The 12295-nt window shown below is 57.6% G+C and carries 12 protein-coding genes; 7 read left to right on the forward strand and 5 right to left on the reverse strand.

Annotated elements, in window-relative coordinates:
- Positions 1–8 precede the first annotated feature (8 nt).
- Genes ubiB through ubiE form a run of 3 tightly spaced genes read right to left on the reverse strand, consistent with a single transcriptional unit; the run spans position 9 to position 3081 of the window.
- Positions 9–1658, reverse strand: coding sequence for a ubiquinone biosynthesis regulatory protein kinase UbiB (gene ubiB / locus QLQ17_RS03695; protein ID WP_283208186.1), 1650 nt, complete (start codon positions 1656–1658; stop codon positions 9–11).
- Positions 1655–2296 (reverse strand): ubiquinone biosynthesis accessory factor UbiJ, encoded by a 642-nt coding sequence (locus tag QLQ17_RS03700; RefSeq protein ID WP_283208187.1) that lies wholly within the window; start codon positions 2294–2296, stop codon positions 1655–1657. The genes ubiB and QLQ17_RS03700 overlap by 4 nt, the downstream gene beginning before the upstream one ends.
- A complete protein-coding gene (gene ubiE, locus QLQ17_RS03705) occupies positions 2296–3081 on the reverse strand; it encodes a bifunctional demethylmenaquinone methyltransferase/2-methoxy-6-polyprenyl-1,4-benzoquinol methylase UbiE (RefSeq protein WP_283208188.1) in 786 nt (261 codons plus the stop codon). Before ubiE ends, QLQ17_RS03700 begins: the two co-directional genes overlap by 1 nt.
- A 155-nt stretch (positions 3082–3236) precedes the next feature.
- Here ubiE and QLQ17_RS03710 point away from each other — a divergent pair, with 155 nt between their 5' ends.
- Entirely contained in the window at positions 3237–3515 is a 279-nt protein-coding gene (locus tag QLQ17_RS03710) for a polyhydroxyalkanoic acid system family protein (RefSeq protein WP_283208189.1), read from the forward strand.
- 8 nt (positions 3516–3523) lie between these two features.
- On the opposite strand, the gene QLQ17_RS03715 is transcribed toward QLQ17_RS03710, so the two are convergent.
- On the reverse strand, positions 3524–4273 hold the full coding sequence (locus QLQ17_RS03715) for a DUF8198 family protein (protein WP_283208190.1): 750 nt from the start codon (positions 4271–4273) through the stop codon (positions 3524–3526).
- Between the two features lie 85 nt (positions 4274–4358).
- On the reverse strand, positions 4359–5282 hold the full coding sequence (locus QLQ17_RS03720; RefSeq protein ID WP_283208191.1) for an alpha/beta hydrolase: 924 nt from the start codon (positions 5280–5282) through the stop codon (positions 4359–4361).
- A 294-nt stretch (positions 5283–5576) separates the two neighbouring features.
- Here QLQ17_RS03720 and QLQ17_RS03725 point away from each other — a divergent pair, with 294 nt between their 5' ends.
- From QLQ17_RS03725 to QLQ17_RS03750, 6 genes are all read left to right on the forward strand, one after another.
- Complete coding sequence (locus tag QLQ17_RS03725; protein ID WP_283208192.1) at positions 5577–6965, forward strand: wax ester/triacylglycerol synthase family O-acyltransferase; 1389 nt, start codon at positions 5577–5579, stop codon at positions 6963–6965.
- Between the two features lie 86 nt (positions 6966–7051).
- Positions 7052–7933 carry a bifunctional transcriptional activator/DNA repair enzyme AdaA gene (locus QLQ17_RS03730; protein WP_283208193.1) on the forward strand — a complete coding sequence of 294 codons (882 nt, stop codon included), beginning with the start codon at positions 7052–7054 and terminating at the stop codon, positions 7931–7933.
- 106 nt (positions 7934–8039) lie between these two features.
- Positions 8040–9818: a CotH kinase family protein gene (locus QLQ17_RS03735; protein ID WP_283208194.1), complete on the forward strand. Its 1779-nt coding sequence runs from the start codon at positions 8040–8042 to the stop codon at positions 9816–9818.
- The gene (locus QLQ17_RS03740; RefSeq protein WP_283208195.1) at positions 9815–10633 is read left to right on the forward strand and encodes a polyphosphate polymerase domain-containing protein; all 819 of its coding nucleotides are present in this window, start codon (positions 9815–9817) and stop codon (positions 10631–10633) included. Before QLQ17_RS03735 ends, QLQ17_RS03740 begins: the two co-directional genes overlap by 4 nt.
- The gene (locus QLQ17_RS03745) at positions 10594–11172 is read left to right on the forward strand and encodes a DUF4956 domain-containing protein (protein WP_283208196.1); all 579 of its coding nucleotides are present in this window, start codon (positions 10594–10596) and stop codon (positions 11170–11172) included. The genes QLQ17_RS03740 and QLQ17_RS03745 overlap by 40 nt, the downstream gene beginning before the upstream one ends.
- Positions 11169–12290 carry an OprO/OprP family phosphate-selective porin gene (locus QLQ17_RS03750; protein ID WP_283208197.1) on the forward strand — a complete coding sequence of 374 codons (1122 nt, stop codon included), beginning with the start codon at positions 11169–11171 and terminating at the stop codon, positions 12288–12290. The genes QLQ17_RS03745 and QLQ17_RS03750 overlap by 4 nt, the downstream gene beginning before the upstream one ends.
- Positions 12291–12295: the final 5 nt, after the last annotated feature.

Raw genomic sequence — 12295 nt, forward strand, 5'->3', positions numbered from 1 at the left:
GACGTCCGTTAGTGTTTGCGGCCGATACCGGCAACCAGCCACGCGGCGCCAGCCAGCAATGCCCAGCCGTGAGCGGGCAGAGATTGAGCAAGGCTGGCCAGATCGTGGTCAATGCTCAGCCAGGCAGCGCCCGCCAGCGCGGCAGCTGCGATGCCACGGCGCCAACGACGGTCTGCACGGGCCCTGCTTTCCTGCAATAGCTCAAGCGCCTGTCGACTGGCCGTGTCTGTCGGGCCGGAATGGCGGAGTTGCAGTAGCGCATCGTGCACCAGTTGCGGCATCTCGGGGGACTGCTCAATCCAGTCCGGTAAATGAGACTGCAGGGATTTTAGCAGGCCAGCCGGACCTATGCGTCGGCGCATCCAGTTTTCCAGGAAAGGCTGGGCAGTGGTCCACAGATCCAGTTCCGGATACAGCTGTCTCCCGAGGCCCTCCACGTTGAGCAAAGTCTTTTGCAGCAACACCAGTTGCGGCTGCACTTCCATATTGAAACGCCGGGCAGTCTGGAACAGCCCGAGCAGGAAATGGCCAAAAGAAATGTCTTTCAGTGGCTTCTCAAAGATAGGTTCGCAGACGGTGCGAATGGCCGCTTCAAACTCATTGACCCGGGTATCCGGTGGCACCCAGCCGGACTGTATATGAAGCTCGGCCACCTGACGGTAATCCCGCCTGAAAAACGCCAGCAGATTGCGGGCCAGGTAGCTCTGATCGTCCGGTGCCAGGGTGCCAACGATGCCAAAGTCGATGGCAATGTACTTCGGGTCAGCCGGATTCGACACATCCACAAAGATGTTGCCGGGATGCATGTCGGCATGAAAGAAACTGTCGCGGAATACCTGGGTGAAGAAAATCTCGACCCCTTTCTCGGCCAGCACTTTAAGGTTCACGCCCGCATCTCGCAGGGCAGGAACGTCCGCAATGGGAATGCCGTGAATTCGCTCCATCACCAGCACGTCTTTGGTGGTGAAGTCCCAGTCAATGTAGGGAATGTAGATCAGCGATGAGTTTTCGAAATTACGGCGCAGCTGGCTGGCATTGGCGCCTTCCCTCTGGAGATTCAATTCATCGTGTATCGTGGCGTCGTAATCGGCCACCACTTCACGGGGATGCAGCCTGGGGCCTTCCGACCAGTAGCGCTCTAGCAGATCGGCCATCAAGTACATCAGAGACAGGTCCTGGTTAATGACCCTCTCAATGCCGGGACGAATCACTTTCACCACAACTTCCCGGCCGTCTGGCAGGGTAGCGGCATGGACCTGTGCCACAGAGGCGGAGGCCATTGGATCCTGAGAGAAAGAGGCAAATTTGTCACCCACCTTGCCGCCCAAAGAGCGCTCAATGATGCGTTGGGCTTCTGCGCCCGGGAAAGGTGGCACTCGATCCTGAAGGTGTTTGAGAGAGTCCGCCATGTCATCAGGCAGCAGGTCACGCCGAGTCGACAATATCTGGCCGAATTTAACGAACACCGGTCCCAGTTCTTCCAGCGCCAGGCGGAGCTGGTCGCCGCGATCCATTCTGGGCTTCGGGAACAGATGCCAGGGCGCCAGAATGAAAAAGATCCGCAGCGGAACAGGAAGCTGGTTCAGGGGCAGAAAGGTGTCCAGCCGGTAGCGGCAGAATACCCAGGCAATGCGAAAAAGGCGTTGCAGTCGCGTCACGTTGTTTCCTGCGAATTGCGGTCGGCGGGTTTTTCGAGTTGTCGGATGCGCGCGTCTAATCGCTCGGCTCTCAGGCTCAGCTGGTCAATGTCCTGGAACGTGGCCTCCAGCTCTCGACGTCCGGGCAGGCTCTGGCTTTCCTCGTGAATGTACTCTTCCACGTTGGCGTTGAGTGAACGAAAAGCCTGCCGGCTCCATTTCACCGTACCGCGCAGCCGCTGGCCGATGAAATGCGCGGGTACATCCCCCACATACTCCGCCATGGCCGCCTCGTAGTCCGGGTCCAGCTGGTCGATGGCGCGTTGGAATTGATGGGCCAGCGCCATATCCCCCACTACTCGGATGCGGCCTTCACTGAAAACCTGATCGTCACCGGTGGCCAGGGCTGCGAAAGCCATGGGTCTGCCTGCCAGTTCAAGCGCAGGATCATCGGGTGGCTGGCTGGCAACCTGAATGCCGACTTCTGATGGGATCAGCGACAGCGTCAGATGCAACGGGGCTTCCACCGTAAATTGCACCGGGCCGGAGAGCGCCGACATGAGTGACTTGCGGCCGGCCGGATCGAGTTCCAGGGCGCGATTCACGGCCCGCTCCAGAATGGCGGTGACAGCCGACATCAGCGTTGGGCCGGGAAACATCAGGGCTTGGTCCCCACGTGAAGGGCCACCACGCCGCCGGTCATGTTGAAGTACTTGCAGTTCACCAGTCCGGCGTCTTCCATCATGCCTTTCAGGGTATCCTGATCCGGATGCATGCGGATGGATTCCGCCAGATACTTGTAGCTTTCGGAATCACCGGCAATCAGTTGACCCATCAGTGGCAGCGCATTGAATGAATAGGCGTCGTAGGCTTTGCTGAGCAGAGGGTTGGTGGGTTTGGAAAACTCCAGAACCATCAGTTTTCCGCCCGGCTTCAGTACCCGGGTCATGTCTCTGAGTGCCTGATCCTTGTCGGTCACATTGCGCAGGCCGAAGGCGATGCTCACCGCGTTGTAACTGTTGTCCGGGAAGGGCAGGTGTTCGGCGTCGGCCTGGACGTATTCGATGTTACCCGCATAACCGCGATCAATCAGTCGGCCACGGCCAACCTGCAGCATGGAGGCATTGATGTCCGCCAGGACGACCTTGCCGGTCGGGCCCACCAGATCCGAGAACTTCATGGTCAGGTCGCCAGTACCGCCTGCAATGTCCAGCACCTGGTGGCCTTTGCGCACCCCGGAAAGCTCGATGGTGAATCGCTTCCAAAGGCGATGAATGCCCATCGACATCAGGTCGTTCATCAGGTCATATTTGCCGGCCACGGAGTGAAAGACGTTGGCGACCTGACTGGCCTTCTGGCTTTTAGGGACATTGCGGAAACCGAAGTGGGTCACGTCGTCCTGGGTTTCGCCGGTTGGAGGATTCGGCGCTTGTTGCTCACTCATGGCTGTGTCCTGTCGAAATCTGAATTGGTATTCTAACGCTTGCCCGCTGGTCTACAAGGGTAGACATCAGTGGCAACACCACCATATCAAGGTAGCGACAGCTTTATGGGCACCTTACACTGTCATTTCCATGAATCCCCGGAGTAACCTGATCCATGTCCGTCATTGATATACGCCGCGCTCATTCGCTCGACAAATCCCACGCCCGGGATGCCGCAGAAGCTCTGGCAAAAGACCTCTCAGAGCAGTTTGACGTTAATTACGAATGGGACGGCAACCTGTTGCGCTTCAAGCGCAGTGGCGTGAAAGGCAAGCTGGACATCTCTGAACAGGACCTGCATATCCATCTTGAACTGGGCCTGATGCTGCGCCCGTTCAAATCCCGGATTGAACAGGAGATTCACAGCCAGCTGGATAAGCTCACCGGCGGCTGAGTCCCTTATCAGAGCGTTTCAGGCAACTGGAACGGCTTCGGATGGTGGTTCAGGATGTTTTCCAGAACCTGGCTTTCCCTGGCGACCAGGCGATCAATCAAGGCTTCCACGTTGTCCATGGCTCTGAATGCGGAATACCCCCGATGCAGAAAACTGTGCAGATCGGTCAAGTCCGCCATGTCGGCAGGTCCCCGGCTGATGGACAGCACCCAGCCCAGGGTTCGGTTGCGTACGTAGCGATCCAGTTGGCGGCCGGTGTCCGCCATCAGTGAGATCTGTTTTGAGCGCTCATCTGCACGACCGCTGGCCCTTACGACCTCGCAATATCTTGATTCAGACAGCGAGTCAATCGCCTCGCCACGCCTGTTGAGGACGTCCACCATTTCCAAATCCAGCCGCTGTGTCAGCAGGTTCAATTCCACCAGGCCAGCGAAGGTGTCCAGCAGGTTGTCTGGCAGCCACTTCACCATCTTTGGGAACACCCGATCGATGTTATCGTCGCGGCGGGTCATGCTGGATGGGGCGTAAAGATCCGTCAGCAGAAATTCCAGGCCGGCGTGATAGCCGGGGTCAGCGTAAAGGTCACTGTGGGTGTTTTTCAGTCTTTGTGCCTGCCACTGAGCCAGATCGAAGGTATTGTCCAGCAGAGGATGGCTGGCCTTGAGCTGGCGGAAATCGTGGTAAGCCAACAGCACTTCCTGCAAGCGGCGGGCGCTTGGCGTTGGAACGGGCGTGGCGACGAGACGCTCACGATACATGGGGGCTCCACTAAACGGCTTTCAGAGAGCGCGTCAGTGTAGCGAAGCCGGCCGCTTTATGCAGCCCTTGGCAGTGAGCGTTTGTTTAGCTTTGTGCCGCCTGTGGCAGAGTCTCGAAGCCCGGAATCCATTCTTTACTGTCCAGAGTAATGAAGTGGCTGGGCGCTTCGGTTTCCACGATGCGCATGGTGGTCGGGCTCTGGCGGGCGCTCTTGAGCATGGCGTCACGATCAAGGATGCGATCCACTGCGGGAATCAGGAAAGTGCCCAGGCGCAGGTTCTCATAAATAGAGGTGTCAGTGCGATCCATCCAGGCCATCAGGTTTTCAATGTTGCGCACGATGGTCAGGTGGTCCTGCGTCGCCGAGAACAGTTTCGTCAGTAGCTGTTTCTTGCGGGGATTCATTTTGCCAAAGAAGGTCTGACCATAGGCGGAAGAAGGCGCGCTGTTGATCAGGCGAATCAGCCATGGCCACATGCCGTGACTGACAGGCTCCAGCATGGCTGTAACCAGCGCAGACAGCTTGCCCTGGGGCAATACCGGCGCTTCCAATACCACTTCCACGTTTTCGTAAAGATCGGGCCACTGCCGGGCGCCTTCCAGAATGACCGCGCCACCGCGGGAATGGCCGTGAAGGCGGATATTGTCGGTGCTCGGAAGATTGGCCAGAGTCAGGTTCAGCATGCAGGCATCGTATTCAATGGTGCCTTCCAGATGTTTGATCGGTACTTCCCACTCCGGAGTTTCCGGCGTCACCCCGTTAACCGGGATGTGATAGTTACTGCAGGTCAGCAGAATCAGCTCGGTTGTGGGTGCCTCATAGGCCTGGGTGAAGTAGCAGTGGTTTTCGAGGAAGCCGTGCACGCCAATGACGGTTTGCCGGGCGTCGCCGCTGTGATTTCGCACAGAAACAGCACCGGTACCCAAACGGTAAACACGGCCCGAAAACATCTCGGAATACGCGCTTTCAATGGGCTTGATCAGTTTGCGTACGTGGCTTGCTTTCATTGCTTCCTCCAGCACCGCATGACTTTTTGTAGTGGTGTGTGTCCATGCTGGTTTTACTATTACCCTTTCACGGCCGCTCGCGTATTGGCAACAAGTATTATTTTTACGGCTATTCAGGGCCAATGGCTCTTACTTTGAGTATACGGAGGCAGGGTTAAATTCGTGTAACGTTTTGTAACCATGTTTGTTCTTGCCTGGTTCGGACTTTATGGAGCCCGACGGGTATGTCTGGCACAATGCGGAGTTCTTTATATCGTTTTTTAATTTGCTGCATCTGGCCGGGGATACACAGGTTTGAGTCAAACGGAATCGCATCTCCTGTTGCCTGTGGATTCGGCATGGCTTGCTCTCGAGCGGCCCGAAAACCCCATGACCATCACGGTCATGCTGCGGGTGCAAGACCTGACCGAAGCCCGGTTCCGGGAGTTCCTCCGAATCTACTGGATGGCATGGCAACGCTTCCGCTTTATGCCGGTGCGTCGTGCGCCCGGTTGGTGGTGGGAAGAGGATCCGGTGTTCTCTCTCGAACATCATCTTGAAGTGGTACCGGGCCAGTTTGATGAGGCCGCGTTACAGGATTGGGTATCCGCTCGCCTGAATCAGCCGTTGCCCACGTATCGGCCGCTCTGGAAATTCTGGCTGGTGCCGGGTGCCGAGGGTGGCGCGGTACTGCTGCTCAGGGTTCATCACTGTTACGCCGATGGCCTTTCGTTGATGGGTGTGTTCGAGCGTTTATGCCCGCCTTCGCCGCAACAGGCGCCGGTTGTTTATGGCGCCAGGGAGAAAGCGGACCTGGGGCGATGGCGGCAGGCGGCTAGCGCCTGGCTGACCGAATTGGTGGCCGCAGAAGATCCGGCCGACGATGCACCGGACGCTATCAGGCCTGACGGTGCCACCGATTCGCGCAATGCACTCGAACGCGCGGCCTGGAAGAGCATGAAACTGGTCAATGAGCTTAGCCAGTTTCTGGTCGAGCCGGAGGATACGCGTTCCGCTCTTAAGCGCGCGCTGCTGGGCCGTCGGCAGTGCCGATGGTCCGTTCCTGTGGAGCTGAGCCGCTTCCGGAGGATTGCTGAAACCACCGGTGTCAAAATCAATGATGTGCTGCTTGGGTGCGTCGCTTCTGCGGTCAGAAAACATTTGCAGGAAGAGAACTCGGAACTGGGCGAGGCGGTGCTTCATGCCGCAGTACCCGTCGATATCCGCGGCCGACTGCCAGATGACATCAAGCCAGATGAAAGCGCGCTTGGAAATTACTTTGGTACCGTCTTCGTTCCACTTCCGGTCGATGGTGAAAGCCCGCTGGAGCGCCTGTTTCGCATCAAGCACGAAACCCGCAAGCTCAAAAAGAGCTGGCAGCCCGGTTTGTCCTGGGCGTTGACCGGAGCCGCCTCAATGATTCCGGAAAGTTGGCGCCAGCCTGTGGCTGAACTGTTCTACCGCAAAGCCAGTGCTGTGGTTTCCAACGTTCCGGGCACCCGCGAGCCGCGCTACCTGGCAGGCTGTCGCATCACCGAGCAGATGTTCTGGGTGCCCCAGGCAGGGGATATCGGGCTAGGGGTCAGCATTGTCAGTTATTCAGGCCAGGTACAATTTGGTGTGGTGGCGGATGAAGCCGTCATGCAGGATCCCGCACGCTTTTTGTCTGATTGTTTGCAAGAGCTGGACGCCTTTCCGGTTTAACCATCCCCTTGGCAAGAATCGGATGGCGACGCTGTTTTTGACGCGGCATAGTGGATGGCAACCCTAAACCCTTTCGGAGCTTCGAGATGGCGAGATTGCCGGATTCAGACACCGACCGAATGGCCGCCATTGCACGTTACATCGAGCGTCACGCCGAAGAACCTCTGCGTTTGAACGATCTCGGCGAACTGGCCGGGCTGTCCCCCTCCCGATTACAGAAAACGTTCAAACAGGTATTCGGGTTGTCGCCCAAAGCCTATCAGGATTCAATTCGGATGCGCCGACTGAAATCCGAGCTCAAACAGGGTTCCCCAGTGACGGACGCTATCTATTCCGCCGGGTTCGGTTCGGTCAGCCGCTTTTATGGTGAACCCAGTCGCCAGGTGGGTATGTCCGCAAGTGCCTACAGAGAGCGTGGTGAGGGTGAAAGTATTGTGCACGCCTGCCGAAAAACCGTGGCCGGCTGGTTGATGCTGGCAGCCACCGATCGAGGCATTTGTTTTGCAGAATTTGGCGATGGGCCGGAGGCATTGCTTGATCAACTGAAAACTGAATTCCCCCGTGCGCATTTTGTATCCTCACGCGCAACCCAGAGCCCTGAGATGGACGAATGGATGACGGCGCTTGATACCTACCTGTCGTCACGGGGCCCAAGACCAGATTTGCCGCTGGACCTCAGAGGCACCGCCTTTCAGATGCAGGTTTGGCGGTACCTGCTGTCCATTCAGGAAGGTGACACTATTAGCTACAGTCAGCTGGCCGAAGGCATAGGTCGCCCCAGATCCGTGAGAGCGGTGGCGTCGGCCTGTGGCCGAAATAGGGTCGCTGTCCTGGTTCCTTGCCATCGGGTGTTAAGAAGTGATGGCGGCCTCGGTGGGTATCGATGGGGGCTGGAGCGCAAGCGTCGTTTCCTGGAAAACGAGCAATCGCTTGTCCGCAAAAAAGCAGAATCCTCGCAGAACGTCTGACGAACTAGCCGCTGTCAGACCGTCCTACAGACGCCCCCGTAACCACCCGAGATACTGATCCCCAACATTCATTTCTGACCATGTGGTCGAGCAGTGGGGATTGAGTATGACATTCAGGATGTTCTTCGGTCGGATTCAGGCGTTTATTGGGTTTTTGCTGATCAGTTTTCTTGCGGGTTGCGGTGGAGGCGGTGGCACCACCGAGTCCAGCGGTTCGGATTTCGACGCGCCCGTAGAGCCGGTCAACATTGGCGGCGATGGGGATTTTTATGATTCCGAACGGTTGGTGGATGTGGCCATCACTCTGTCGAGCAGCAATTATCGTAAGCTCAAGTCCGAAGCCCGCACCCTGGCAGGTGTTTCCCGTGAATGCATTCCGGGTTTTGAATACACGGAGTTTCCTGCCACGGTCACCATTGACGGCGACACCATGCGTAACGTCAATGTGCGGAAAAAGGGCTACATGGGCTCGCTCAGCCCGGACCTTCCATCTCTGAAGCTGGACTTTGACGACCGTCAGGAAGGCCGCACCTACCAGAACACCACGCGGATGACCCTGAACAACAATCGTCAGGACCCCTCCAACCTGCGTCAGTGTCTGGCTTACGAGCGATTTCGCGACATCGGCGTTGCGGCGCCCCGTTGCAACTACGCCCGGGTATCAGTGAACGGCGAGGAGCTGGGCATCTTCACCAACGTTGAGCCCATAAAAAAGCCTTTTCTGGCTCGCACCTTTGGTGATGACGACGGCAACCTTTACGAAGCCCAACAGGCCGATTTTGGCACCTATCTGATTGACCGCTTCGAGAAGAAGACCAACGAGAAAGAGGACGATCGCACGGACCTCGCAGCCCTGGCGGATGCCATGGCGCTGAACGATACCGAGTTGATGAATGTGCTGCCACAGCTGATTGATCTGGATGAATTCATTGAATTCTGGGCCATGGAAACTCTTCTGGGCGCCTGGGATTCTGCCAGTGGCAATGCCAACAACTATTACATCTATCGATCACCCGAGGACGGTCTGTTCCACTTTATTCCCTGGGGCGCCGACACCGCTTTTCGCGGCACCCACCCGCTGAAACCCGGGACCGGGCCGCTGTATCGAAACCTGAACCTGGCCGAGCGTCTTTACAACATCCCCGCGATGAAAGATGCCTATACGGCTGCCCTGCAAGACCTTCTGGCGAATCACTGGGATGAGAGTGCCATCACCGATGAGATTGACCGGGTGATGGCTCTGACCGGAACCCCGGCGGCGGACGTCGCCAGCCTGGAGAACTTCCTTCTGGGGAAAGGTGAACCGGCCGATCCGGATTATCAGCGATCCCAGCGGGAAACCATTCTGGCGGCACTGGCGGGCTCGATACCGGAAGGTCAGCCTGATCCTCTGGACGATGTTGAGCCGGATTGCTCTGCACCAGTGACCACGCCCCTGACCGCCACTGTGAGTGTCGATGGCGGCACTGACACCGGGGTCTATCAATTCCAGTTACCCGGTGGTCAGTCGGTGAATGCCAGCATGACCTTTGCGGCGTTTGAAGTGGATAGCATCGTGATCAACCGCAACACCGAATCGTCACCGGCGGTGATGGAAGTGCTGCTCATTGGCGCGGATTCTTTGAACGGGTTCAAGCCCTACGCCATGCAGGTATTCATCGAGGAGACCGATTTTGTGCCGGGCACCCACAAGCTGCATGGATTTGCCACCAATGTGTTGCTGTTCGAAGTGGATGAATCTCAGCCCGGTGACGTGATTTCCATGGCGACCGGTGCTACGGGCACTATTACGGTAGATACCGTGGTTATGGATGGCGGGGCAGTCTCGGAGCTCGCGTTTTCCATGGATCTGACGTTGGAGTACCTGCCGGGGTATGTGGAATGAGCTGGCCGGCCATGCTGAGTGCGTTCTCCGGTCACAGTCTGGACGATCAATCCGCAGCCGCGCTGATGGACCGGGTGGACACCAAGTTTCTGGTGCCGGTGGATCGTCTGGTCCAGTGCCTGGGCGGCCTGTCAGAGCACTATTCGGTGCTGGAAATGGGCGGCTTGCGGCAGATGGCCTACGACACGCTGTACTTCGATACACCGGATCGACAGCTCTATCGGGATCACCACAACGGTAAGCTCAACCGCATGAAAGTGCGCATTCGCCACTACCGGGATTCCGATGCCGCGTTCCTTGAAGTCAAGCGCAAGAACAACAAGGGCAGGACGATCAAGGAACGCCGCTTACTGAATACCTTTCCGAATTCCGGTCAGCAGCAGGCTGGCCAGTTGCAGCCAATCCTGAGGGATGTTTTGGGCCTGTCGGCGACACGGATGTCGCCGGCTCTTTTTGTTCATTACCGGCGCACCACGCTGATGAATCGCACCAGCTGCGAGCGGGTCACGGTGGATACCGATCTTGCGTTTCTGTCTGCCCTGAATGGCAAGCGCCGCACGCTTCCAGGATTGGCTGTATTGGAGCTCAAGTCGCCTCTGCTGCTTCCTGACTCGCCCCTGGGCATGCGCCTGAAGTTGCTGGGCTATCGGCCGCTGGCGTTCAGCAAATACTGCGTTGGTACAGCGCTTCTGGCGCCGGAGCAGGTCAAAACCAATCGTTTCAAACCGGTGTTGGGCAAGCTGTCCCGCACTGTCAGTCAGTTCAAGGAGCCGTCATGGAATCGACCGTCGATACCCATTTTCTCGTTCGCCTGATCATCAATCTGGTCTCGGTCTGTATTCTGATTCGCTGTTATTACGCGTTTTCGAAACACCGGGACAATGCAGCGTCATTCATGCTGTTTGGCGTCGGGGTATTTCTGGTTACCGCATTACTCCACTCGGTCACCGTGTCCATGGGCTTTGCGTTTGGCCTGTTTGCGGTGTTCTCAATGCTGCGTTACCGCACTGAGGCGTTGGGCATCAAAGAGATGACCTACCTGTTCCTGGTCATTGCGATGGCCTTGCTGGCTGCGGTGGGCACCATGGCCCACGTGTTCCTGGTGGCGATGAATGCGCTGATCATCCTGGCGGCGCTGGTGCTGGAAACCCGGTTTTTGCTGCCTCTGCATGGGGAAAAAACCGTGGAGTACGAGCGCATCGACCTGATTCATCAGGACAACCGGCCACAGCTGATCGAAGACCTGCGCCAGCGCACCGGGCTGGACGTGACCCGTGTGGATGTTGTGTCCATCAGCTTTCTGCGTGACACCGCCGAGTTGCGCATGCATTACCGCACGGAGGCGGAATCATGAGGGAGGACCTGCGCTGGGGTTGGCTGGTTTTCTGGTTGACGATCAGTTTCTTTTTCCAGATGCCGACACTGGCCAGCGAATTCGGCGCGGAAGTTGGTGGTTATGCCGTGGTGGGCACCGAAGATTATGGCGCCTTCTGGAACGAGGACGGTGATGCGTCCAACTCAGAAACCGTGATTCGCAAGCTCAAGCTCGGGCTTGAGTTCACCTATGGTAAGGATTGGACCCTGCAGATCGATGGTGACTTTCAGGATGACGGCGAGGATCAGGCCCGTGAAATTAAAGACCTGTGGCTGGAGTATGACGGTTTTGATGGGGCGGATATTAAGGTCGGGCAGATGAAAGAACCGTTCGGCTTCGAGCGCCTGGGCGGCTATTCCTCATTGATGACCAACGAACGTTCGCTGGCCACCAATGCATTTGCCCCGGGGCGTTCACAGGGTTTCATGTTAGGTCGTTTCAAGAAAACCTATACCTGGGCTTTGGGCGTGTTTCGGGAAGAAAAAGACGACACTGCGCCTCGGGCAGTGACCGGCCGAGTCACCTATGCGCCTGTGAGATCCGATGATCAGGTCGTCCATCTGGGGCTGGCGGCCTCCCGACGAGATCTACGGGGTGAGCGCTTTCAGATCAAGGATGAGGCCGAGGTTTACACCGCAGATAACGTGATTCGAAGCCCACGGTTTGACGCCGATCACCTCTCCCTTTTTGGAAGCGAACTGGCCTGGAGCTATGGCCCGGCGACCTTAACGGCAGAAGCCATGGGCCAGCGGGTGTCGCAGACCAATGGCGATGTCTGGCAGTTTGCCGGCGGCTACGTGCAGGCCGGGTGGTTGCTGACGGGGGAGCACCGTGCTTACGACAACGGCGAGTTTGATCGCGTCGAGCCAAAACGGGAAGCCGGTGCGGTGGAGCTGGTCGCTCGCTGGTCCGGCGTGGATGCCCGTGAGCGTGGCGTGGGTGCTGAGGCCAGCGTGGCCGTGCTGGGAATAAACTATTACTGGCGCACAACGGCCCTGATTCGCGTGAACTACCTGATCCCCCGCATTCGGGGCAATTCACTAATGGCCAACCCGGAAGGTGACGCGGTAACCGTTCGCGCCCAGCTGAGATTCTGACGGCA

Source organism: Marinobacter sp. CHS3-4, from assembly GCF_030053415.1.
Classification (GTDB): domain Bacteria; phylum Pseudomonadota; class Gammaproteobacteria; order Pseudomonadales; family Oleiphilaceae; genus Marinobacter.

Bases quoted from the DNA above. Each gene is read 5' to 3' on its own strand.
- QLQ17_RS03740 (WP_283208195.1), top strand. From the start codon at position 9,815: ATGAGCTGGCCGGCCATGCTGAGTGCGTTCTCCGGTCACAGTCTGGAC.
- QLQ17_RS03745 (WP_283208196.1), top strand. From the start codon at position 10,594: ATGGAATCGACCGTCGATACCCATTTTCTCGTTCGCCTGATCATCAAT.
- ubiE (WP_283208188.1), bottom strand. From the start codon at position 3,081: ATGAGTGAGCAACAAGCGCCGAATCCTCCAACCGGCGAAACCCAGGAC.
- QLQ17_RS03710 (WP_283208189.1), top strand. From the start codon at position 3,237: ATGTCCGTCATTGATATACGCCGCGCTCATTCGCTCGACAAATCCCAC.
- QLQ17_RS03730 (WP_283208193.1), top strand. From the start codon at position 7,052: ATGGCGAGATTGCCGGATTCAGACACCGACCGAATGGCCGCCATTGCA.
- QLQ17_RS03720 (WP_283208191.1), bottom strand. From the start codon at position 5,282: ATGAAAGCAAGCCACGTACGCAAACTGATCAAGCCCATTGAAAGCGCG.
- QLQ17_RS03735 (WP_283208194.1), top strand. From the start codon at position 8,040: ATGACATTCAGGATGTTCTTCGGTCGGATTCAGGCGTTTATTGGGTTT.
- QLQ17_RS03750 (WP_283208197.1), top strand. From the start codon at position 11,169: ATGAGGGAGGACCTGCGCTGGGGTTGGCTGGTTTTCTGGTTGACGATC.
- QLQ17_RS03700 (WP_283208187.1), bottom strand. From the start codon at position 2,296: ATGTTTCCCGGCCCAACGCTGATGTCGGCTGTCACCGCCATTCTGGAG.
- QLQ17_RS03715 (WP_283208190.1), bottom strand. From the start codon at position 4,273: ATGTATCGTGAGCGTCTCGTCGCCACGCCCGTTCCAACGCCAAGCGCC.